At 42.2% G+C, this 22,172-nt stretch carries 20 protein-coding genes; 8 read left to right on the top strand and 12 right to left on the bottom strand.

Annotated elements, in window-relative coordinates:
• Nucleotides 1-767: 767 nt before the first annotated feature.
• On the bottom strand, nucleotides 768-3,530 hold the full coding sequence (gene polA / locus MSG37_RS15780; protein ID WP_248471612.1) for a DNA polymerase I: 2,763 nt from the start codon (nucleotides 3,528-3,530) through the stop codon (nucleotides 768-770).
• Nucleotides 3,531-3,917: 387 nt separating this feature from the next.
• Between polA and elbB the strand changes: the two genes are divergently transcribed.
• A complete protein-coding gene (elbB, locus tag MSG37_RS15785; RefSeq protein ID WP_248471613.1) occupies nucleotides 3,918-4,571 on the top strand; it encodes an isoprenoid biosynthesis glyoxalase ElbB in 654 nt (217 codons plus the stop codon).
• A gap of 104 nt (nucleotides 4,572-4,675) precedes the next feature.
• Here elbB and glpG read toward each other — a convergent pair whose 3' ends face one another.
• The 5 genes from glpG to MSG37_RS15810 form a co-directional block, all read right to left on the bottom strand.
• Entirely contained in the window at nucleotides 4,676-5,515 is an 840-nt protein-coding gene (gene glpG / locus MSG37_RS15790; protein ID WP_248471614.1) for a rhomboid family intramembrane serine protease GlpG, read from the bottom strand.
• A 19-nt stretch (nucleotides 5,516-5,534) separates the two neighbouring features.
• A complete protein-coding gene (glpE, locus tag MSG37_RS15795) occupies nucleotides 5,535-5,843 on the bottom strand; it encodes a thiosulfate sulfurtransferase GlpE (protein ID WP_248471615.1) in 309 nt (102 codons plus the stop codon).
• Nucleotides 5,844-5,927: 84 nt separating this feature from the next.
• A complete protein-coding gene (gene tdh / locus MSG37_RS15800; protein WP_248471616.1) occupies nucleotides 5,928-6,953 on the bottom strand; it encodes an L-threonine 3-dehydrogenase in 1,026 nt (341 codons plus the stop codon).
• Nucleotides 6,954-7,039: 86 nt separating this feature from the next.
• A complete protein-coding gene (locus tag MSG37_RS15805) occupies nucleotides 7,040-8,236 on the bottom strand; it encodes a glycine C-acetyltransferase (protein ID WP_248471617.1) in 1,197 nt (398 codons plus the stop codon).
• Nucleotides 8,237-8,470: 234 nt separating this feature from the next.
• On the bottom strand, nucleotides 8,471-9,112 hold the full coding sequence (locus MSG37_RS15810) for a TetR/AcrR family transcriptional regulator (RefSeq protein ID WP_248471618.1): 642 nt from the start codon (nucleotides 9,110-9,112) through the stop codon (nucleotides 8,471-8,473).
• A gap of 155 nt (nucleotides 9,113-9,267) precedes the next feature.
• Here MSG37_RS15810 and waaA point away from each other — a divergent pair, with 155 nt between their 5' ends.
• Nucleotides 9,268-10,536 (top strand): lipid IV(A) 3-deoxy-D-manno-octulosonic acid transferase, encoded by a 1,269-nt coding sequence (gene waaA, locus MSG37_RS15815; RefSeq protein WP_248471619.1) that lies wholly within the window; start codon nucleotides 9,268-9,270, stop codon nucleotides 10,534-10,536.
• A 93-nt stretch (nucleotides 10,537-10,629) separates the two neighbouring features.
• On the opposite strand, the gene MSG37_RS15820 is transcribed toward waaA, so the two are convergent.
• Nucleotides 10,630-11,361, bottom strand: coding sequence for a 3-deoxy-D-manno-octulosonic acid kinase (locus MSG37_RS15820; protein ID WP_248471620.1), 732 nt, complete (start codon nucleotides 11,359-11,361; stop codon nucleotides 10,630-10,632).
• A 207-nt stretch (nucleotides 11,362-11,568) separates the two neighbouring features.
• Between MSG37_RS15820 and MSG37_RS15825 the strand changes: the two genes are divergently transcribed.
• The 4 genes from MSG37_RS15825 (at nucleotide 11,569) to MSG37_RS15840 (ending at nucleotide 15,882) form a co-directional block, all read left to right on the top strand.
• Nucleotides 11,569-12,525, top strand: coding sequence for a glycosyltransferase family 9 protein (locus MSG37_RS15825; RefSeq protein WP_248471681.1), 957 nt, complete (start codon nucleotides 11,569-11,571; stop codon nucleotides 12,523-12,525).
• 101 nt (nucleotides 12,526-12,626) lie between these two features.
• Entirely contained in the window at nucleotides 12,627-13,688 is a 1,062-nt protein-coding gene (locus MSG37_RS15830; RefSeq protein ID WP_248471621.1) for a hypothetical protein, read from the top strand.
• Complete coding sequence (locus tag MSG37_RS15835) at nucleotides 13,689-14,792, top strand: glycosyltransferase (protein ID WP_248471622.1); 1,104 nt, start codon at nucleotides 13,689-13,691, stop codon at nucleotides 14,790-14,792. It begins immediately after the preceding gene.
• A 40-nt stretch (nucleotides 14,793-14,832) separates the two neighbouring features.
• The gene (locus MSG37_RS15840) at nucleotides 14,833-15,882 is read left to right on the top strand and encodes a hypothetical protein (RefSeq protein WP_248471623.1); all 1,050 of its coding nucleotides are present in this window, start codon (nucleotides 14,833-14,835) and stop codon (nucleotides 15,880-15,882) included.
• Between the two features lie 66 nt (nucleotides 15,883-15,948).
• Here the strand turns inward: MSG37_RS15840 and MSG37_RS15845 are convergent, their stop codons facing one another.
• The 4 genes from MSG37_RS15845 to MSG37_RS15860 all read right to left on the bottom strand — a co-directional run bounded on the left by MSG37_RS15845 (nucleotide 15,949) and on the right by MSG37_RS15860 (nucleotide 19,657).
• Nucleotides 15,949-16,917 carry a WavE lipopolysaccharide synthesis family protein gene (locus MSG37_RS15845; protein WP_248471624.1) on the bottom strand — a complete coding sequence of 323 codons (969 nt, stop codon included), beginning with the start codon at nucleotides 16,915-16,917 and terminating at the stop codon, nucleotides 15,949-15,951.
• A 72-nt stretch (nucleotides 16,918-16,989) separates the two neighbouring features.
• Entirely contained in the window at nucleotides 16,990-17,706 is a 717-nt protein-coding gene (locus MSG37_RS15850; RefSeq protein WP_248471625.1) for a glycosyltransferase family 2 protein, read from the bottom strand.
• A complete protein-coding gene (locus MSG37_RS15855; protein WP_248471626.1) occupies nucleotides 17,706-19,286 on the bottom strand; it encodes a capsular biosynthesis protein in 1,581 nt (526 codons plus the stop codon). Before MSG37_RS15855 ends, MSG37_RS15850 begins: the two co-directional genes overlap by 1 nt.
• Nucleotides 19,277-19,657: an HAD-IIIC family phosphatase gene (locus MSG37_RS15860; RefSeq protein ID WP_248471627.1), complete on the bottom strand. Its 381-nt coding sequence runs from the start codon at nucleotides 19,655-19,657 to the stop codon at nucleotides 19,277-19,279. Before MSG37_RS15860 ends, MSG37_RS15855 begins: the two co-directional genes overlap by 10 nt.
• Before the next feature lie 152 nt (nucleotides 19,658-19,809).
• Between MSG37_RS15860 and MSG37_RS15865 the strand changes: the two genes are divergently transcribed.
• Both MSG37_RS15865 and gltS read left to right on the top strand, forming a co-directional pair.
• Complete coding sequence (locus MSG37_RS15865; protein WP_248471628.1) at nucleotides 19,810-19,971, top strand: DUF2986 domain-containing protein; 162 nt, start codon at nucleotides 19,810-19,812, stop codon at nucleotides 19,969-19,971.
• Between the two features lie 151 nt (nucleotides 19,972-20,122).
• Nucleotides 20,123-21,346 (top strand): sodium/glutamate symporter, encoded by a 1,224-nt coding sequence (gltS, locus tag MSG37_RS15870; protein ID WP_248471629.1) that lies wholly within the window; start codon nucleotides 20,123-20,125, stop codon nucleotides 21,344-21,346.
• A 99-nt stretch (nucleotides 21,347-21,445) separates the two neighbouring features.
• Here gltS and folM read toward each other — a convergent pair whose 3' ends face one another.
• On the bottom strand, nucleotides 21,446-22,156 hold the full coding sequence (gene folM, locus MSG37_RS15875) for a dihydromonapterin reductase (RefSeq protein WP_248471630.1): 711 nt from the start codon (nucleotides 22,154-22,156) through the stop codon (nucleotides 21,446-21,448).
• Nucleotides 22,157-22,172: the final 16 nt, after the last annotated feature.

Genomic DNA, 22,172 nt, shown 5'->3' on the forward strand with positions numbered 1-22,172 from the left:
ACTGTTGTATTGATTAGTCGTATAAATGACGCTCCCAAATGGGGGCGTTTTTTTTGCTTCTATTCTGATTTTTATTACGATCTCACTGAATTTTAGGCAAAAAAAACCGACGGCATAAACCATCGGTATAAATTAGCTCTTTTGGGGAGAAGCTAAATTCAACAAGACTCAAGTTCAATCAAACTATGTTGATATCGCTTAATGAACACAGCATAACTCGAATTTTGCTCAATTTAAAGTATTTACTCTAAATTTTATTTCAGACGAAAAAAAGCCCCAGCGAATTAGATTCACTGGGGCGCCATAATTTGGCCATTTACTACAAAGTAGCAAACGTAAAAAAAAGGTCTGAAAGATAGAACATCTTAACCTCTGTACCCTACGCAGAGAATATTACTTCATTAATCGCTATATGAAAAACAGTTTTTGTAAAAAACATGCAATAATGTGATGGGTATCCCAATGTTTGCTCAATAAAAATACACACTTTGATCGCAAATTTTCAGTTTAATAGCTATATATCAACAATTTATCTTGGATAATGTTAATTTTTACCCAAAAGGGAAATTGACTGCTGTAACTGCTGTTTTATATAAGAAATAGTCTGAAATGATCTGCAGTAGTGCTGTTGAACTGCAATATGAGGCAGTAATCGGTGAAACTGTTATCAGTAAAAGGTGGGGGGCAGTGAAAGGGAAGAGCAATAAAAAGGCTAATAAAGACAGCTAGCTAACACTATTGTTAGCTAGCTGCGGTAATCGAATGACTTAGTGAGCCTGTTCCCAGTTGTCGCCTACGCCAGCTTCGGCAAGTAGCTCAACATCTAAACTGGCTGCTGCCGCCATCAGTTCGCATATTTTGCCTTTTAAGCTATCAACTTTAGTTTCATCAACTTCAAATACCAATTCATCGTGTACTTGCATGATCATGGTGATTTCACCAGCTGTTTCAGTTGCAATCCATTGGGCAATATTGATCATTGCCTTTTTAATGATATCGGCTGCAGTACCTTGCATCGGCGCGTTAATTGCGGCGCGTTCAGCGGCTTGTCTACGCATCGCATTTCTATCTTTAATCGCTGGTAGATAGAGGCGACGACCAAATAATGTTGAAACGTAGCCAAGATCGGCGGCAATTGCGCGAGTCTCTTCCATGTACTTCAGTACGCCCGGGTAGCGCTTAAAGTAAGTATCGATATAGCTTTGCGCTTCAGCTCGTGGGATATCTAGCTGCTTGGCAAGGCCAAATGCCGACATGCCGTAGATTAGACCAAAGTTAACCGCTTTAGCGCGGCGACGTTGATCGGTAGTCACTTCACTGAAATCAACATCAAACACTTCTGCTGCAGTCGCTTTATGGATGTCTTTACCTTCAGCAAACGCAGTCAGTAGGCCTTTGTCTTGCGACAAGTGCGCCATAATTCGGAGTTCGATTTGCGAGTAATCGGCAGCGAGGATTTTTTTACCCTCAGGGGCAATAAACGCATGACGAATACGGCGGCCTTCTTCGGTACGAATTGGAATATTCTGCAGGTTTGGCTCGCTTGAAGATAAGCGACCGGTTGCAGCGTTAGCTTGGTGGTAGCTGGTGTGCACGCGACCCGTTTTAGCATTAACCATTAATGGTAGCTTATCTGTGTAAGTGCTCTTAAGTTTAGCTAGGCTACGATGCTCTAAAATAATCTTCGGCAGCGGATAGTCTAATGCTAATTCAACTAGCACTTCTTCTGCTGTAGATGGTGCGCCTTTTGGGGTTTTCTTGATTACAGGATAGCCTAACTTGTCGAAAAATAGCTCTTGTAGCTGCTTTGGCGAGCTTAAGTTAAATGGCTGGCCTGCGATTTCATGAGCTTTATGTTCTAGCTCATCAATCTTACGCGCGAGTTCTTCGCTTTGTTGGCCCAGTAACATGCTATCGATCAATACGCCTTGGCGCTCAATATCAGACAAGATATTAACTAGCGGTAATTCGATATCGCTAAACACGCCTGCGAGTTCAGTTTGCTTTTCTAGGCGAGCCCATAAATGTTGGTGCAAGCGCAGCGTAATATCGGCATCTTCTGCGGCGTAAGGCGCCGCAGTTTCTAATGGAATTTGATTAAAGGTAAGTTGTTTGGCGCCTTTACCAGCAATCTCTTCAAAGCTAATATTTTTATGGCCTAGGTACTTAAGTGCTAAGTCGTCCATATTATGCTTAGACGCGACAGAGTTAAATACGTAAGACTCAAGCATAGTGTCAAACTGCACACCGCGCAGCGTAATGCCTGCATTAGCAAAAATACTGATGTCATACTTTAAGTTTTGACCGACCTTTTTAATCGATTCATCTTCAAGTAATGGCTGTAGTTTCTCAAATACTAGCGCTTTATCTAATTGCTCTGGCGCGTCAACATAGTCGTGTGCAAGTGGTAGGTAAGCAGCTTTACCTGCTTCAACAGCAAATGAAATACCGACTAACTCTGCTTCCATATAATTAAGGCTAGTGGTTTCAGTATCAATCGCGATGAGTTCAGCTTTCTCTAGCTTAGCGATCCACGCATCTAGCTGCTCAAGCGTAACAATCGTGTCGTATTCAACCTCAATATCTAACTTAGCTGCTGGTGCATCATCGTCTGCAGCTGCTGAAGCTGTTGCTTTATCGCCACTGTTATTGTCGAGCACTTCAGCTAACCAGCGCTTAAATTCCATCTCGCCATAGCACTTAATCAGTTCATCTTTATCAGCAGGTTCGATTGAAAGCGCATGCCAATCTTGTTCTAGCTCTACATCTAGCTTGATGGTTGCTAGTTCGTAGCTAAGTTTAAGCATGTCTGCATGTTCAATGATTTTAGCTGGCATGGTTTTAGAACCGCGGAAACCAAGCTCTGGCATTTTTTCTGGCGCGGCTAGAATTTTATCTACGCCGCCAACACCAGTTAGCATCGCTAATGCCGTTTTCTCGCCGACACCCGGTAAGCCCGGAATGTTATCGGCTTTATCACCTTGTAGTGCTAACAGATCGATGATTAGCTCAGGGCCAACGCCAAACTTTTCTGTGACCTCGGCTGGCCCCATAATTGTATTGGTCATGGTATTAATTAGGGTGACGTTTTCATCCACTAATTGCGCCATGTCTTTATCGCCAGTACTAATTAATACTGCGCGACCTTCTTTACTGGCTTGAGTGGCGATGGTACCAATGACGTCGTCGGCCTCAACACCTGGAATGCAAACGAGTGGTAAACCTAATGCTTTAATAATTTTATGTAGCGGCTCAATTTGAGTACGCAAATCGTCTGGCATAGGTGGACGTTGAGCTTTGTACTCTGAGTACATGTCATTACGGAATGTTTTGCCTTTTGCATCAAAAACTACCGCCATTTGTGATGGCTTATATTGGTTCAATAGGCTACGAAGCATATTGATTACGCCGTATACGGCACCGGTAGCTTCTCCTTTAGAATTCGTTAAGTGAGGTGGTGCATAGTACGCGCGGTAAAGGTATGAAGAACCATCCACAAGAATTAAAGGGTTATCAGCAATTTTAGGCATAATTTAGTATTCGTTTATCGGTATTCGATGATGGCGCTAGCATGCCATATTAGGGCAATTTCGGCCACGTAAAATTACTTGCTAGCCTGTGGATAACTCTGTGAGTTAATGCGTGTAACTCGATCTTGAATAAAATCGGTTAGAAAAAGACTTTTACGTAAGTACTTGAAAAACATTTAATTAAATTAAATGTGTGAAGTGGGTTTTATTTTTGAAATTTGAAATAATTATGTGGACTTTTTATTTTTATGCGTATTTCAACTCCATTCCTTGGTTAAATATCACTCACTTGATAAAGTGATGACCTAACCTAGCATGATAAATAATCTGATCAAGCAGTTTATTACAGGTTTGTTAAAACAATATGATATATAAAGAGGCTTTTTAATGAAAAAAGTAGCAGTTCTTCTCAGCGGCAGTGGCGTTTACGATGGCACCGAATTACATGAGTCAGTTTTAGCCTTATTAGAGATAAAAAAAGCGGGGGCGCACTACCAATGTTTTGCTCCGAATATCCCCCAATTGCATGTTGTTAATCACCTAACAGGCGAAGTGCAAGAGCATGAGTCTCGCAATGTATTGGTTGAGTCTGCCAGAATTGCTCGTGGTGAGATAAAGCCTATAGATGAACTTAATATTGCTGAATTTGATGCACTGATTATCCCCGGTGGATTTGGTGCGGCTAAAAACCTATGTAATTTTGCTATTGCTGGCGCCGAGCATCAAGTCGAGCCCAGTGTTAAGCACTTTATCTCGCAATTTGCTGAAAACAATAAGCCAGTTGGCTTTATCTGTATCTCGCCAATTATGATCCCGCAACTATATGGCCAAGGGGTAAGCGGTACAATAGGTAGTGACGCAGGTACTGCGGCGGCCTTTGAGCAACAAGGTGGACAACATCAAGCGGCTAGCGTGCATGAAATTGTGGTTGATGAGCAGCATAAAGTGGTGAGTACGCCGGCTTATATGTTGGCTAGCGATATTGTTGAGGCACATTCAGGCATTAGTCAGTTAGTGGAGAAAGTGCTGCAAATGGCTTAATGGTTATTCGTGACTAAATTGCCATTGTTGGATTATAAGTAAGCCCGCGTTTTGCGGGCTTAATTTTTAATAAATAGACTTTAGCTAAGTGGTGTGTGGAGTGACTATATCTTACGGGTTTTACTGTCGATAAAGCCTTGAATAACTCCCACGAGTAAACCACCAAGGTGAGCACCATTGGCGATGGATAGGCCAAACATATCGGTAAAACCAAGTACAAGCCATAGCAGCATAAAGCCAATGTAAGCGGGGGGCAGGCCGATACCTGATTCTGGTCGCCTATATCCCATAATCCAGGTGTAACCGACTACAGCGTAAACCACTCCAGATAATCCGCCGAATTGAGGCCCTGCCATAAAATACTGCAAAACGTTAGGCAGCGTACCGCCAACGAGTAGCAGGATGAACAGTGGTGCAAAACCTAGTTTATTTTCTATCTTGCCCCCTAAATACCACCACCAGAGCAAATTAAAAATAATGTGCATGGCAGAAAAGTGCAACAGGCTCGGGGTGAATAGGCGCCAGATCTCGCCCGATGTGTTGGCTTGTATGGCGCCAAAAAATGACAGTTGCTCAAAAATAGGATTAGCAAAACCGAGATTCATTGCCGCGTAAATAGTTACACAGATAAAAAATACACTCAGAGTTAGCGGTCCTGCACCTGTGATAAATTGACTCACTAGTTGTAAGCTTGGGCTGCCGTAATCAAGCTTGGTGTGGGTATCGCCATTTTCCCACGAGGCTGCAAGGTATTTTTCGTCAAAAGGGTTATTGATGAAATGCAGGTATTCGAAGTGAGCTTGCTCAAAATGCTGTTGATCGTGGATCATTAATGCCACACCTTGTTCGGTTGGCATCAGTTCGCAATCAATGTTTAGCCCTTTTAGGTAGTCGATGAGAGCCTGTGCTGCTCGGCTGTTAGGTAGCCTGCCAATCTCAATCATACTTTACCCTCTTGCGTATCTATAAGTTAGCTTGATGCCATGCGCTATAGCCACCGTCTAGGCTAAATACTTCATCAAAGCCTTGCTCATTTAAGTAAGTGGCTGCACTTTGACTGCTTATTCCATGATAGCAAACAACGACCAATGGTAAGTCCATATCTGCATCACCAATAAAATGAGCTAGGTTTTCATTGTTAAGGTTAAACGCACCGTCTATATGGCCGGCTTCAAAACTTGCCGCGTCGCGGATGTCGACAATTTGCAACTCAGTTGACTCTGTTTGCATCTGAATGAGTTGATTAACACTAAGATGTTGAAAGACTGACATAGGAGACCTTGAGTTGTTGAGTTATAAATTTAGCTGTAATGCACAGTGACATACATTACAGCTAGGATAAGGAATTAATAACTATTAATCCCAGTTTAGAATCACTTTACCAGATTGACCTGAGCGCATGGCATCGAAGCCTTGCTGGAAGTCATCAATATTATAATGGTGAGTGATGATTGGAGAGATATCTAGACCTGATTGGATAAGGCTTGCCATCTTGTACCAGGTCTCGAACATTTCACGGCCATAAATGCCTTTAATGATAAGTCCCTTAAAGATCACTTTGCTCCAGTCAATAGCCATATCGCCACCAGGAATACCTAACATGGCAATTTTGCCGCCATGGTTCATAGTATCTAGCATTGAGTGGAATGCACTCGGTACGCCAGACATTTCTAAACCGACGTCAAAGCCTTCGGTCATTCCAAGCTCTTGCATTACGTCAGTTAGGCTTTCTTTAGCAACGTTAACGGCACGAGTTGCGCCCATCTTTTGGGCTAGCTCTAGGCGGTATTCGTTTACATCGGTGATCACCACGTGGCGCGCACCAACGTGACGACATACAGCTGCTGCCATGATACCGATAGGGCCTGCACCAGTGATTAATACGTCTTCGCCGACTAAATCGAATGACAATGCTGTGTGCACCGCATTTCCAAATGGGTCGAAGATTGAAGCTAAATCGTCGGAGATATCGTCAGGGATTTTAAAGGCATTAAATGCTGGAATAACTAAGTACTCTGCAAATGCACCTTCACGGTTAACACCAACGCCTGAGGTGTTACGGCATAAGTGGGTGCGGCCGCCACGGCAGTTACGGCAGTGACCACATGTAATGTGGCCTTCACCTGATACGCGGTCACCTACGCTGAAACCACGTACTTCTTGACCCATATCAACCACTTCACCAACATATTCATGGCCAACAACCATAGGCACAGGAATAGTGTTCTGTGACCATTCGTCCCAGTTGTAGATGTGAACGTCAGTACCACAAATTGCCGTTTTACGGATTTTAATTAATAGATCGTTATGGCCCACTTCTGGTTTAGGCGCATCAACCATCCAAATGCCTTCTTCAGGCTTTAATTTGCTTAGTGCTTTCATCTTTTAACCTATTACAAGTCTGCATTTGCGACTTGTTGAATGTCTTTTAACTAGGGCTATATTGAGTAGCCCTAGTTAGTGTAATTTTAGCTGATAATGCCCATTTCTTTAGCGATACGGGTAAAGGCTTCAATCGCTTTATCAATTTGCTCTTTGCTGTGCGCCGCAGACATTTGGGTACGAATACGCGCTTGGCCTTTTGGTACCACAGGGAAAGAGAAACCAATCACATAGATGTTTTCAGTTAAAAGACGGTTAGCAAAGTCGCCAGCCAATTTAGCGTCACCAATCATTACAGGAATAATTGCGTGGTCTGCGCCACCTAAAGTGAAACCAGCAGCAGACATTTTTTCACGGAAATAACGGCTGTTTTCCCAAACGGCTTCGCGCAGTGCTTGGCCAGACTTGAGCATTTCAAGTACGTGAATAGACGCAGTAACAATTGAAGGTGCTAATGAGTTAGAAAATAGGTAAGGGCGCGAGCGCTGACGTAACCAGTCGATGACTTCTTTTTTACCAGAAGTAAATCCACCTGAAGCGCCGCCTAATGCTTTACCTAATGTGCCGGTAATAATGTCTACACGATCCATTACTTCACAATACTCATGAGTACCGCGGCCTTCTTGGCCAACAAAGCCTACAGCGTGTGAATCATCAACCATTACTAACGCGCCGTATTCATCGGCTAAATCGCACACACCTTTAAGGTTGGCGATAACACCATCCATAGAGAATACGCCGTCGGTGGCGATCATAATGTTGCGCGCGCCGGCTTCTTTAGCAGCTTTTAATTGCGCTTCAAGATCGGCCATATCGTTATTGGCATAACGGAAACGCTTAGCTTTACATAAACGCACGCCGTCGATGATAGAAGCGTGGTTTAGTGCATCAGAAATAATTGCATCTTCTGCGCTTAATAGAGTTTCAAAAAGACCTGCGTTAGCATCGAAGCAAGAAGAATAAAGAATGGTGTCTTCCATGCCTAAAAATTCGCTAAGGCTAGCTTCTAAGGTTTTGTGAATATCTTGGGTACCACAGATAAAGCGTACCGACGCCATGCCAAAACCGTGAGCATCTAGGCCGTCTTGGGCTGCTTTAATTAGTTCAGGGTGATTGGCTAAACCTAGGTAGTTGTTGGCGCAAAAGTTGATAACTTGGTCGCCATTAACTTCAATTGCGGTTTGTTGAGGAGAAACAATGACACGTTCGCTTTTATATAGGCCTTCGGCTTTAACGTCGGCAAGCTGTTGATTTATTTGGTCGTAGAATGAGGTCTTAGGCACCTTTATTCTCCTTAATTAGCATTATTTTGATATTTGGAGTGGCGGCATTTTAACCTTAATTGGCGCGGCTCTACAGCCTTTTTTTCAACAGCAAAAAAGAGATTAATTAGATTAGGGAATGGCCAAAATTTTGATTAGTAAAGCTAATCAAAAAATGCTGATGATATAGAAGATAAGTAGAGGGAATTGAAGATGCGCACAGCAGTTGCTATACGCATTTTTTAGTTAAGAGGATTAGCTCATTCGTGAGCGGTAATGATCTTCGAGTCTTAAAAATGTGGCTTGTGAGTTTTCGGTCGCATAAGACTTAAACAGCATGATAACCCGCAATAGTCCCTCGTATAGCGATTCCTTGGTAATCGAGCCAATATTAGATTGAGTTTGGGTGAGTTTGTAACTTATCCAAAAGCTCACTAGCATTTTTATTGTGTCAGCTAATGGCTTGATATCATTAGTTTCAATCGCAACAAAACCATCTTGGTTCAGTTTTTCAAGTACATGGGTACAACGTGAAAGTACATCTTGTTGTGCAGTTAAATAGCGCTTCTTCAAGGTCTCATCACGACTGAGGATGTCGGCAAGGTTGGCGTACATAAAGCGAAATTGCCACAGGGTGTAAAACATTGCATCGAAATAACCTATGAGCAGATCGATATCGACTTCTTTGTCGGCATAAGGCTGAAAACCTGACTCTAAGTGTTGCTCGTATAGGCTAAAGATAGAGCGGATAATGTCTTCTTTATTACGAAAGTGATAATAAAGATTACCAGGACTAATATTTAGGTGAGCAGCGATATGATTGGTTGTGATTGCTCTTTCGCCATGTTCATTAAACAACTCTAAACTGGCTTGTACGATTTTGTCACGGGTTTTCATATTCGTCCTAAATGATTTAGATCCATTGAAGTTAACCCTTGGCATTGGTGCGACTTTGTTACTAGGTTAACTTAACTGTTATTACGTTAAGATACGGCTATCATGTTAGCATTGGCGTAATTCTTCAAGTAAAACTCTCGAAAGTATCTAATTTCATGAATCGTAGTCTCTATTCGATAGCTCTATATCTCATTAGTCCGTTACTGCTGGTTTATTTGGCTGTGCGCGCTTTTAAAAGTCCCGATTACCGCGGGCGCTGGTCTGAGCGCTTTGGGCTGAAAAAGTTAAAGCAGACCGATATTTTTGTTCATTCGGTCTCTATGGGAGAGACTTTAGCTGCGGTGCCTTTGATAAAGCAGCTACAGCAATTGCATCCACAGCTAAGCATTACGATTACGACCACAAGCCCAACAGGCTCTGCAGAGGTAAAAAAAGCATTTGCTGACACAGTGCAGCATTGTTATTTACCCTTTGATCTCGCTTGGTGTGCACGACGCTTTGTCAAACAGGTTGCGCCTCAATACAGCATTATTATGGAAACAGAGTTGTGGCCAAACTTAATCCATTACTTGAAGAAAGCAGATGCTAAAGTGTTACTTGCAAATGCCCGCTTGTCAGAGAAATCAGCTAACTCGTACCAAAAAAATCATAAGCTTACTCAACCTATGCTGCAGCAGCTTGATATTATTGCCGCGCAATCAGTACAGGCTGCTGAGCGGTTTATTGCTTTAGGTGTCGCGCATGAGCGAGTGAGTGTTTGCGGCAGCTTAAAGTTTGATATCAATATCGATCAACAACGTATTGATTCAGCAACATTACTTAGGCAGCAATGGCATGCACAAGCGCGCCCAGTGTGGGTGGCAGGCTCAGTACATCCCGGTGAATTTGATGCCTTGATTACCGCGCATAAACAATTGTTGAGCCAGTATCCAAAAGCGTTGATGGTGATGGTGCCGCGCCACCCTGAACAGTTCGATAATGCTGCTGAGGCGATTAAAAATGCGGGATTAGTAGTTGCTAGACGCAGCCAACAAACAGCGGTTTCAACCGAGACTCAAGTTGTGTTGGGGGATACGATGGGCGAGTTGTTGACGTTTTATGGTGCTGCCGATCAAGCTTTTGTTGGTGGTTCGCTGATTGTACATGGCGGCCATAACCCTTTGGAGCCCGCTGCGATGGGATTACCTGTCATGATGGGGCCAAATTATCGCGACTTTATCGAAATTTCTGAGTTATTGCAGTCGGCAGGTGGCTTAACTGTGGTTGATGACGCGGATGCGTTAGCTGCTAATTTAATTGCGCTATTTGCTAACTCTGAGGCATATGAGCAAGCAAGTAACTCTGCTAAAAGTGTGGTTGCACAAAACCGAGGTTCACTTGCTAAGCAATTGGCTGTAGTCGAGTCTATGATGGCGAATCGCTAGCTTTAGCTGAATAGCTTGATGCTGTTGAGTCTGCAAAGGAATTTAAAAGGTCAGCTACTTAGCTGACCTTGTTCTTGTTTTGTAACTATAGCTCTAGCTCTGTAATTTGGCTTGATAAGCTTGGTGTAACTGCAGCCAGTTAGCTTCATTGAAGTTAAGGCTAGGCAATATTGATAGCTCTTTTTTAAATGAGCGCAATAATCTACTCATATTGGCTTGTTGCCACTGAGTATTCACTTTTCTGAGTTCACCGCGGTCAAAGTCGATTAAATAGAACTTGTTTTCAGTGATGAGAATATTTTTGGCGTTGAGATCGGCGTGATACACACCGTAATTATGAAACTCTGCAATTGCTTCACCAAGAGCTTGCCATTGTGACTCAGCCATAGAGGTTTTGCTTAATCGGGCAACTAAGTCTTCAGCACCTGCAACTCGTTCAATAATAAGGTCTGCTCGGTAAAATATTCCTGAACGTTCTACATTAGCTGCAATCGGCTTAGGAACCGCAAAGCCTTGTTTATAAAGGTTATCTAGTAGGGCAAGTTCAGCGACAGCGCGGGTTTTTTGTAAGCCGCTAAACAGATACAAATCACGACTAAGTTTGGCGATTAGGCCGCCACGGTAATAATGGCGTAACACCCACTGATTTTGCTCATCATCAACAATTCCGGCATCAACAAACCATGTGGTGTAACGGCCTTTTGATGAACCAGTTATGGCTGATTTTTCGCGCCAAAACTCAGCGCCAAACCAGTTAGGCTCGATCTGTTTTGGAGTGTGGTCGCAAAAAGCGATACTGCCTTGAGATGTTTTTTTAAACTTCATAGATAGAATTGTAAGCTAAACCGTAGCACCTGCAGCCATTCTACATTAAGATCGGTAAATTGCGCCAAATAACCTTCGAGCACTATGAGCTTATCTACCTCTGACAGTAATCAAGCCCCAAATTCTAATTGCTTAGACTTAAGCGATGCTAAATCACTGTGTCTTTTAAGATTGTCAGCCATTGGTGACGTATGTCATGCCGTTGCTATGGTGCAGGCGATTCAACGTCGTTATCCGCAGCTTAAAATTACCTGGATTTTGGGCAAAGTTGAGTATCAGTTACTTAAGCATCTTGACGGTGTTGAGTTTGTTATTTTTGATAAGTCTCAAGGCTGGCGTAGCTACTTTAATCTTAAATGTGCGCTTAAAGGGCGTAAGTTTGATGTATTGCTACACATGCAAGTTGCCCTTAGAGCGACTATTGCATCGTTAGCTATATCGGCCAAAATCCGCATTGGCTTTGATCGCTTTAGAGCTAAAGAAGGTCAATGGTTAGTGACTAATCACGCTATTGAGCCGCAAGCAACGCCGCACGTATTGGAAGGCTTTATGGGGTTTGCCAAAGCGATTGGGGTAACAGATTTGACCCCAAGCTGGAATATTCCTGTACCAGCAGAGGATACTGAATACGCTAAAGCGCTTATTTCTGATGAAAGCCAAGTATTGGTGATTTGTGCCGCAGCAAGTAAAGCTGAGCGTAATTGGTTGCCAGAGCGCTACGCTGCTATCGCAGATTATGCGGTTACCAGAGGCTACCGGGTGATGCTATGTGGTGGGCCAACAGCTCTTGAAAAAGAGCTAGCAGAGAAGATTCAAGCTGCATTGAAGTCAAACTTAGATAACCAAGTTGGTAAAACCTCCTTATTACAACTGCTGGCTATTTTAAAGCAAGCGTCTGTAGTCCTTGCTCCTGACACTGGCCCAGCCCATATGGCCGTTACCCAAGGTACACCAGTTATTGGCCTATACGCGCATTCAAACCCTGGCAGAACAGGGCCGTACACCAGTTTAGATTCAGTTGTTAGCGTTTATGACAAAGTGATCAGCGAGCAGAAACAAGGTGAAATCCCTTGGGGCACACGTGCCAAAGGTGAGCACCTGATGGAGCTGGTTGAGGTTGATGCTGTGATAGCCAAGTTTGCTCAAGTTTGTGAGCATTCTTAGCTGCACCGGACTATTTTGTCTTAAGTTACAGTTTACGTAGTTGCCTGTTTTCTTTTAGATGTTAAGGCTGCTGGGTTCGATTTTGAAAGAGAGTTGATGATATGCCATCTGCACCAGTTTTTCTTTTTATTCCAGTATCTTGTGAAAAAGGTATTGGTGAGTATATGCGGTCAATGATAATTGCAAATGGTGTTCAAAAGCAGTGGCCTAACGCAGAAATTCATTTTGCATTAAGTAAACACGCGCCTTATGTGGATTCCTGTCCTTTTCATACCCATATACTGCAAGATTCTCCGACAAAGCAGGTTAAAGCAGTCAATAATATTATTTCTGATTTGAAACCCGATATGGTCATTTTTGATGCATCAGGGAGAAAGTCGCAGCTCAAGCACGCTTATAAATCAGGGGCTAAAGTTGTATTTATTAGCCAACATAAAAAGAAACGTACTCGAGGATTGAAGATTGGTCGCAGTTTAGTTACTCATAGTCATTGGGTTGTACAGCCAGAGTTTGCAATTGCACCATTATCTATATTTGAACGACTAAAGTTAAAGCTGATTAATCGACCACAACCAATTGTCACCGGTCCGATATTTTCTCATCCAGATAATGCTAATAAGTTAAATATATTAAATAAATATGGTTTAGCTGATGAGCCTTTTATTTTATTTAGTGCTGGTTCTGGCGGACATAAATATAGCCAAGGCAATGCTGCAGATTTATTTGCAGATGTGGCAGTACATATAAAAAACCAGCTTAAGCCTGTTGTTGTTTTTGGTGCAAACTACCCGAATGACCTACCAACCATTGAGGGCGTAGTTTGCATTCGTTCTTTAGATAATGCGGATTTTATTAATTTAGTCAGTGCTGCCAAGGCTGCGGTTCTAAGCGGCGGTGGTACATTATTACAGGCTATAGCAATGAATGTTCCGACCTTGGCTGTCGTGGTGGCTAAAGATCAGCCTTCTAGAGTTAATGCTTGTATAGCGCGTGATGTTATTAAGTCTGCTGAGTTAAATTTCGAGTCTATGTGCAAAGGAGTGCAGGAATTACTTGTGCCAGAAACTTTGGCTGACTTGCGTGATAAAACTAAGCAGATGAAGAGTGTTAATGGGTTGGAAGTTTGTATTGCCGACATTGCCCGTTTATTGGAGGACAAATAGATGCCTAAAAGACGGATTGCAATCGTCATTGATAGTTTAGCTGGCGGTGGAGCTGAAAAGGTTATGCTCACGTTAGCTAATGAGTTAGTTAAACAGGGGCATGAGCCGCACCTTTTAGTGTTATTTGACCATTGCGAGCATCATATTGAAAACGATATTCCAGTGCATTTTTGCTTTGATAAAAAGAAGGATAAGCATCTAGGCAGCTTTTGGAACACGAAACGTGATGCTCGACGTTTAGATTGTTGGATTGAAGCATTGGAGCAAGATGTTGGCAAGTTCGAATTGTTCATTTCAAACTTGGATAAGACCAATTTATTGTTATCTCATTCAAAAGTAAGTCCTCTATATTTTGTAGTTCACTCATCGATTGAAGAGCCTTTAAAGCGAACTAAGAAGTTAGGCCCTATCGCTTATTTCAAAATGTTGCGAGCTAAGATGGCGCTTAATGGTAAACATTTGATTACCGTATCAGAGGGGATCAAAGAAGAGATTGAAAGGGTGGGGCGTATTGTTCCTGCTTCTATCACAACAATCTATAACCCTTTTGAAATAGAAAGGATTAAGCAACAATCGTTGGAGGAAGTGACGGGACTGCCTGCGGGAGATTTTCTGATCCATGTTGGTAGGTTTGCCAAGCCGAAGCGACATGACGTGCTCTTTAAAGCGATTAAGCAGATGGAGCATGATTTACCGATAGTGTTACTTTGTAATAATGCCAAAAAAGCTAGAAAGATTGCTAAGAAGCATGGTGTGCTGGATCGGATTATTTTGCCAGGGTTTCAGCAAAACCCCTATCCATGGATAAAGGCGGCCAAATTGATGGTGCTCAGCTCAGATTATGAGGGCTTGCCTACGGTATTAATTGAATCTCTCGTATGTAACACCCCTATAGTGAGTACTGACTGTGAGCACGGCCCTAAAGAGATCTTGACTGGTGATTTAGCGCAGTTCCTCGTTCCACGAAGGGATCCACAACGTTTGGCGTTAAAAATCGATGAAGCTTTGAAGAGTTATCCGGAAATAAAGCAAGTTGATTTATTGGAAAGGGTTGATGCTCATCAGGTCTGTTTGTCTTATTTAGATTTAATTAATCAGAAATGATGGTTGATATCTGGGAATGTTGTATTAAAAGGGTGTTTTAATGGATGTATTTGCGCCTAAGCTTTTGTTTCTCCCCGTATCCTCAGCTGAAGGATGTGGGGAGTACATGCGCTCTCTCATTATTGCTGATGCTGTTATGGAAAAATGGCCTAATGCAATCATACAGTTTGCAATTAGTCAGGAGGCTTTCTATGCGAAAGAGTGCCCCTATTTTACTCATATATTGAAAGATACGCCGACAAAACTAGTCAAAGAGGTTAATGGACTAATAAGTGAGTTACAGCCCGATGCGGTTATTTTTGATGCTTCAGGGCGTCAAGTTCAAATGAAACATGCTAAATCGCTCGGTGCAAAAGTAATCTTTATTAGCCAGCATAAGCGGAAAAGAGCGCGCGGCATGAAAATTAGCCGAGCAAGAGTGACAGATAGTCATTGGGTTGCTCAACCAGAGTTTGTTATCGGACCGATCAATTGGTTCGAGAGAAAAAAGTTGGAATTGATAGGTTGCAATGAGCCTGTTTTTATAGGGAGTGTTTTTGCCGCTCCAGAACCAAAGAGAAAGGCTGCACTAATAGAGTCATACGCTTTAGAGGAACATGGTTACATTTTGTTTAATGCTGGTTCTGGTGGTCACCAAGCAGAGTCAGGGTTAGCGGCAGATATTTTTTGGCGCGAAGCTGAAAAGCTCGCGACGAAAACGGGGTTGAAGTGTGTTATGGTTTTTGGGCCTAACTATCCAAAAACATTACCCAAATCAGATGCTGTCGTCGCCATTAAGACTTTGGAGAATAGAGATTTTATTTGTTTACTTGATGGGGCTAAAGTTGCGGTATTAGGTGGCGGTGATACCTTGCTTCAAGCTGTGAGTTTGAACAAACCGACTGTAGCCATTGCTGTTTCGAAGGACCAGCCAAAGCGTATTCAAGTATGTGAACAGCTTGATTTCATTTTTCCTTGTGCACTGGATGAGAGTATTTCGACGATCACATTTGATGCGATTGCATCAACAAATAGTTCTATTTCAAGCTTTAACCATGAGCCTAGTGGCCTGACAATAGCGATAAAAGAGTTGTCGCGTTTACTCGCATAAACTTGCTTCAAATCTAAGCACATTAATGTTAAGCATTCGCTCAACATTAATGTGCATTTTATATTGTTATCGATTTTTTATCTTATATTTCAAGTGGCTAAATGGTAATTTGATTATTCTTTTCCAGCCAATCGTTTTAAATATCTCAAATTGTGAAACAGCTGCATTCGAATCACAGTATTGCTTGTAGAGCATTAGCCAGTCCAAATGGCTAATTTCATTAGGGCGTTTACTCTTTGGAATAAACCTCTCAATTAGCCCGAGTCCAATTTGTTCAGGTTCTAACACGACTAGGTTTGAGGCGATAAACCGTTCCCAATAAGCAAGTAATTCAGGTGTACTTTGATGACGGTGTTCTAAATAGGGGACCTTGCTATCAAGCCTCATTAACCAAGCATTACAATAAACTTGCTCTGCATGAGGGCTTATTTTGGGGGCGCCACGATATTGTGGTTGCCCCATTAGATCCGGGTTAAATTCTAAATCAGCAAAAAGCGGCAGATCCCAGATTTTAAGTAAATCTTCAGTTAAACCAAAATGAAAGAAGTCACTTGGTAACATTACAATTTTTTGACCGTCAGCGTAACGGCGAAAGTAACTGGTGTTAGTGACAACTCGCTGTGTAAATAGCTTGCTTGCATTGTCACGAGCAGGAAAAGCTTGTAGGGCTGTGACGAAATCATTGCCAGTTAAGAAGTTGTCAGAGCGAATTTTCACTGCGTAAGCAGTTTTTACCTGCTTTAAACCTTCTGCGCTTGATACTATTTGACGATTAAAGTTGAGCTTTCCTGGTTCACCTTTGGCGTTATATGAAGTTATTGTTGCGCCAGGATCTTTATTTAATAAGAGAGTGTCAGGTTCTAGCCCACTGCAATCTTGACCTTCCCAAGTTGATAAAATAATCGTCGCTCCCGGTAAATACTTACGGATGCTCGATATACATTTGTGGGTTATACCGGATTCCTGTGAACGCCCTTGATAAGCTTGGACGGGCCCCTGAATAACGACGCTGATATCTTTAAAATCTATATTCATATATTGTGACTTAGTCGCTGCAGATTATTTTTAATCCAGTAGTTAGCTTTGTTTTATTGGCTGCTTTAGTGTTTATTTTATGAAGTCTAAATACTCTTGAGGCACTCCACAAAATACCACTTCATCACGCGCTATTAAGTGGTAGCGAATATCCTTACCTTCTTCAATTAAATAGTTATACAACGGCGCGATATATAGCTCTTGTTTTTGCCATTCAGAAATAGGTTTTGCTGCTTCTAATTGAAAAACTCGCTTAAAGTCTCCTGCTTGAGCAAAGTGATAAAGCCCTGTACTGCAGAGATCTGATATTGGATTTTTTTCAGCGGTTGCTATTACTTGATTGCTGTTGGCTGATTTAGGCTTAGCGTAGGACCAATTACTGCCTTCTCCCTTAAACACTTCAAGATAGCCGTCACCTTCGTCTGCAACATTGGGCAGAGCAAAGTTAGGTCGGAATGTATCAATGTTAAATATCGTAATTGGAACAGCGTCATCACAATCTTTAATACCAAGGTAAACCGTTTCTGCTTGGCCTCGAGTATCTGCTTCTAACGTAACAATTTGATAGTCTTGAATGCCTAATATTTGGCAGCGAGACTCGACAAATTGCGGAGTGTTGTAGTCACTACGCACTATAAAAATAAATTTAGTGGTTTCAAAGTAAGTCTTGAAGCTTAAAACGGCATGATCGAATAAGGGGATGCCGAGTGCAGGAAGCATGTATTTAGGCTCTGTATAACCAGCTTTAAAAAAACGCGAACTTAAACCCGCCATTGGGATCACTATCATTAGAGACTTCCTGTGTTTAATTTTATCTTATCAAATAAGCGGTAAGCATTGCCGATAAAGCCGAGTTGGCGTTCAGGCCTGTCACTATGAAGTGGCAACATTGATAAAAATAGTTGGATTTGCATCGCGTAGAGTTGATTTTCGGTTATTGAAAACTCTTCATGGATAAGCTTGATAAAGTCCGCAATGATTTGCTGTTGCCTAGCGTCTGATGCAATAGCAAAGTTTAATGTCTGTTTATCTAGGCTGCAGTCAAAGTACCCCGCTATGATAGAGTCATAGAGGCCAATAACAGAGTGTGCGAGCTTGGCAATATCATAGGCAGTATTGCCATAGGTGGTAACGTTATCCTGTGCATCAATTCCCCTTGGATCGATGACTTTAATATTGCATGTTCTAAAGTCGTACAGAATATTGCTGAAGCAAAAGTCCCCGTGAAGAATATTCATTTTTTGCGTATCAGCGGGTAAAAAATCAAGGCTGAGTTTAGCAAGCTGCAGCAAGCTAGGCTGCAATTTACCATTAACGGTTAAAGGCTGATGAATATCCACTGCTGCATCCGTTGAGTAGTCAGCTAAACGTTGCATGGTCTTAGTAGCAAAAAGCGCGTCTAAGCTTGATTTATCTTTGTCGGTAAATTCACTTGCATGTTTAAGAAACTGGCAGCAGCTTTTTAAGATTTTACGCCATGAAAAAGCAGGTAAATGACTGAATACGTAAAGCTCATTCAATGCGGTTAGGTGTAAATATTCAATGCTGTAACTAAAACTGCTTTCAGCATCTATTGTCGATAATAGTTGTGGGGTATAGCAGCGCAGCGAGCCAGGAATGGTTTGATACCAGTTAGCCTCTGCAGATAGCTTACTTTTTTTGTAACTGGTTTTGGTGACAACTTGCCCAGCAATGCACATTTCATTAAATGCACGTTGGGTTGTCATGCGCGATTTTGATTGGTAGTAGGTGTGACTATGTCCAAAGTCGTACCAATTTTGGTAAATATGCGGTGCCATGCCTTTATCTTGGATGTAAGCATTGAGGCCCTGAATAAAGTCCCAGTTTTGTTTAATGATATGGCGTACTAGCGCTTTTGGTGCAGAAAAACTAAAAAAGCCATTTGAGATTAACTCGCTGCTTGGTGGTTGCTCGCGCGAGAAGCTACTCAGTTTGGCTGTATTGGGATTGTATTCTGCCCAATCATAATTATCTTCAACTTGGCTTAGCCCAAGCTGATCTACTTCTGAAGACAACTGATCAAACAGTGTATCACCATGTAAGATAAATAAAGGTTCGTTACTTTCAAATTCCAGTAGGTTTAAAGCATAAACAATGGATTGCCCTAAGCTGAGATGGGGTGGCAAATATAGCAGCTCAACATGGCTATTATTGAGGGCATCAAGATCGTATGGGCTAGGGGAGAACCCTTCTGGCAAGGTTAATACAACCCGCTCACCTTGAGGAATTAAGGCTAACTGATGATGGAATAAGCGTTTATTGCCCACCGGCAAAAAGCAAGGCGGTAGTGGGCCAAATTCTGACTGCAGTTCTGTGGCGACTAAAGCCGCAGAGGTAATTAAATACATATTTTATCTACTTCGATAAGCTGCTCAATTTCTTCTTGAGTTAACTTGGCAAACTCTGATGGACGAATTGCTCTATCGTCGATATAAAAACCTTCGTGGCCGCACCAAGGCTTACCTACTAAGATTTCATCATAGGGAACATTATGTTTATCTAGCCAAGCTGTGATAATCGGTAAGGTATGGATATTGATTTTGCCTACATTCCCTTCAAAAGTACGCATATTACGTGCTGTCGATATGACAATTTCAAAACCTTTAGATTGATATTCTTTGAGCCTATCAATGACGTCTTGGCGTGGGGTGACTTCAGCATAATTATTGGTATCAGCCATCGTCAGTGTGCCGTCTAGATCTACGATAAGTCTTTTCATAAAAAGTCATTTTAGGTAACGAATTAATCCTTACATATTACTCTTTTTGGTTGGTAAAGTCATTTTGCAGCTTTACTTATGGATGGTTTTTTCATACTGGAACAGGTTTTAGTTTATAATTGAATTTAGTTAATTATCGATTCTTAAATAGCATGAACCGCACCAAAAAAATCACTTTAAAACACATGAGCAAGCTTAAAAAAGCCAATGCTAAACTGCAAAATAGCAACAAGCCTAAGTACATTTCTAAGGCAGAAAGAGCGCGGTTGGAGGCTTTAGAAGCAGAAAACTCTGCACAAATAGACGGCGAATAGCTTCTTTATTGCGCAAAAAGCCACTTTTCATGATCCAGATGCCATAATTCCGCTACGGCTAATATTATTTACCCTAATGAATATGCCAGAATAGCCGGCTAATTTTGGTTTTGTAGGTTGTTTACTGCAAAACCTAACGGATAGGAGTTTCATGAATACTGTATATTCAATCGGAGAACTAGAATCGTTTTTGGTCGCCATCTTGGTATTGTTTATAGGCCACACAGTCAATCGTCACGTTCCTTTTTTCAAAAAGTACAATATCCCAGAGCCGATTATTGGTGGTCTGGTCGTCGCAGCAGTTATCACTGTGCTTCATTTTCAGAATATTACTTTAGCGTTTTCACTGCCGATGCAAAATACGCTTATGCTGATGTTTTTCAGTACCGTAGGCCTAGCTGCCAGCTACAAATTACTGGCTCGAGGCGGAAAAAAGGTATTTATTTTTCTCGGTATTGCGTCAATTTACATCATTTTGCAGAACGCCGTTGGCGTTAGCTTAGCCACAGCGTTAGGGCTTGAACCCTTAATGGGGCTTGTTGCTGGCTCAATTACACTTTCTGGTGGGCACGGTACTGGTGCTGCTTGGTCGCAGACATTTGCCGATCACTACAATATGAACACTCTTGAGTTCGCTATGGCTGCGGCTACTTTTGGTTTGGTCATGGGCGGCATAATCGGTGGCCCTGTGGCACAGCGATTGATTGATAAGCATAAGCTGGAGTCTTCATATGGCATTGGTGGTAACCACCATAAAGACCACCCAGATTTAGTGACCTATGATCAGTTAGAAGAAGACAATGTTACCGCTAAAAGCGTTTTAGAGACTTTGTTTATTATCATGCTGTGTGTTGCCGGTGCACGTTGGGTGGGTCATTTAGTGGCGAGTTTTGATATTAGCTGGCTAAAGATGCCTGACTTTGTTTACGCATTATTTTTGGGAGTGGTGATAACCAACCTCACCGAGATGACTCGCGGCTACAAGATGAATAACGAGTGTGTGGATATCTTAGGCACTGTGGCTTTGTCGCTATTTTTAGCTATGGCGCTAATGAGCTTAAAGTTGTGGGAAATCTTTGATTTAGCCATCCCATTGCTCATCATATTGATGGTGCAAACTGTAGTGCTTGGCTGTTTTGCGTACTTTGTGACGTTTAGAGTGATGGGGTCGAACTATGACGCCGCGGTTATGGCCGGTGGCCATTGTGGTTTTGGTATGGGAGCAACCCCTACTGCCGTGATGAACATGGGAGCGTTAGTTTCGCGTAACGGCCCGTCACCGCAAGCCTTTATGGTTGTGCCAATTGTAGGTGCTTTCTTTATTGATATCGTTAATTTGATTGTTTTGCAGGGTTATATTGGTTTTATTCTTTAGCCTGTATATCACTACAGAAAAGGCACGCTATGCGTGCCTTTTTGCTTTCCGTTCTAAGCTACCTTCTTCAAAAGGCGGCTTCTTTAACTGTTAAAGTGGTTAAACTAAATGCCTACCGCCATCAATTTTTAGGGTTTGCCCTGTGGTGTAGCCACTGTCGAGCAAGTATTTTACTGCTCGTAATGCTTCTACTTCACCGCCTTCTTGCTTGATAAGTGCTTTATTTAGCGCCTTTGCTTTGTAGTTATCATCGTCATCTGGATTAAACATCAACATTGCTGGGGCGATGCTATTAACCTTGATTTTTGGGGCGTATTTGGCTGCAAACGAAAGTGTTAGGTTTTGGAGTGCAGCTTTGCTGGCGGCGTAGGCGGCATGCTTTTTACTGCCTTTGTCGACCACATAATCTGTAATATGGATGATATCGCCAAACTGCAGTGGATTGCTTTGTAACAGTGGTGCTAACGCAAGGTTGAGAGCATAAGGAGTACTGGCATGGATGCGCATCATTTTTTCTATAGTCGAAATTGCGCAAGCGCTATCGTTGTCAGGTAGCCAGTCAGAGGCATTGTGAATAATACCTCTTAAACTTGAATAGCTTTCGACCAGCTCTGCGATGAGCCGTTTAGTTTGCTGAATATCGTAAAAGTCGCATTGCAACAGTTGTACACCAAGGGCTTCTAGTTGTTGCAGCTCAGGTCTAGGAGTGCGATAAGTCCCTACGACTTGATAGCCTTCTTGGCTTAAGTGCTGCGCGAGATAAAACCCCACACGCTTACCCACTCCTGTGATAAGAATCGTTTTGCTCATTGTCATCCTATTGGTA

The sequence above is a fragment of the Shewanella sp. 1CM18E genome (assembly GCF_023161665.1).
GTDB lineage: Bacteria > Pseudomonadota > Gammaproteobacteria > Enterobacterales > Shewanellaceae > Shewanella.

Coding starts and splice junctions, on each gene's coding strand:
- polA (WP_248471612.1), bottom strand. CDS start 3,530: ATGCCTAAAATTGCTGATAACCCTTTAATTCTTGTGGATGGTTCTTCA.
- elbB (WP_248471613.1), top strand. CDS start 3,918: ATGAAAAAAGTAGCAGTTCTTCTCAGCGGCAGTGGCGTTTACGATGGC.
- glpG (WP_248471614.1), bottom strand. CDS start 5,515: ATGATTGAGATTGGCAGGCTACCTAACAGCCGAGCAGCACAGGCTCTC.
- glpE (WP_248471615.1), bottom strand. CDS start 5,843: ATGTCAGTCTTTCAACATCTTAGTGTTAATCAACTCATTCAGATGCAA.
- tdh (WP_248471616.1), bottom strand. CDS start 6,953: ATGAAAGCACTAAGCAAATTAAAGCCTGAAGAAGGCATTTGGATGGTT.
- MSG37_RS15810 (WP_248471618.1), bottom strand. CDS start 9,112: ATGAAAACCCGTGACAAAATCGTACAAGCCAGTTTAGAGTTGTTTAAT.
- waaA (WP_248471619.1), top strand. CDS start 9,268: ATGAATCGTAGTCTCTATTCGATAGCTCTATATCTCATTAGTCCGTTA.
- MSG37_RS15820 (WP_248471620.1), bottom strand. CDS start 11,361: ATGAAGTTTAAAAAAACATCTCAAGGCAGTATCGCTTTTTGCGACCAC.
- MSG37_RS15825 (WP_248471681.1), top strand. CDS start 11,569: ATGGTGCAGGCGATTCAACGTCGTTATCCGCAGCTTAAAATTACCTGG.
- MSG37_RS15830 (WP_248471621.1), top strand. CDS start 12,627: ATGCCATCTGCACCAGTTTTTCTTTTTATTCCAGTATCTTGTGAAAAA.
- MSG37_RS15835 (WP_248471622.1), top strand. CDS start 13,689: ATGCCTAAAAGACGGATTGCAATCGTCATTGATAGTTTAGCTGGCGGT.
- MSG37_RS15840 (WP_248471623.1), top strand. CDS start 14,833: ATGGATGTATTTGCGCCTAAGCTTTTGTTTCTCCCCGTATCCTCAGCT.
- MSG37_RS15845 (WP_248471624.1), bottom strand. CDS start 16,917: ATGAATATAGATTTTAAAGATATCAGCGTCGTTATTCAGGGGCCCGTC.
- MSG37_RS15850 (WP_248471625.1), bottom strand. CDS start 17,706: ATGATAGTGATCCCAATGGCGGGTTTAAGTTCGCGTTTTTTTAAAGCT.
- MSG37_RS15855 (WP_248471626.1), bottom strand. CDS start 19,286: ATGTATTTAATTACCTCTGCGGCTTTAGTCGCCACAGAACTGCAGTCA.
- MSG37_RS15860 (WP_248471627.1), bottom strand. CDS start 19,657: ATGAAAAGACTTATCGTAGATCTAGACGGCACACTGACGATGGCTGAT.
- MSG37_RS15865 (WP_248471628.1), top strand. CDS start 19,810: ATGAACCGCACCAAAAAAATCACTTTAAAACACATGAGCAAGCTTAAA.
- gltS (WP_248471629.1), top strand. CDS start 20,123: ATGAATACTGTATATTCAATCGGAGAACTAGAATCGTTTTTGGTCGCC.
- folM (WP_248471630.1), bottom strand. CDS start 22,156: ATGAGCAAAACGATTCTTATCACAGGAGTGGGTAAGCGTGTGGGGTTT.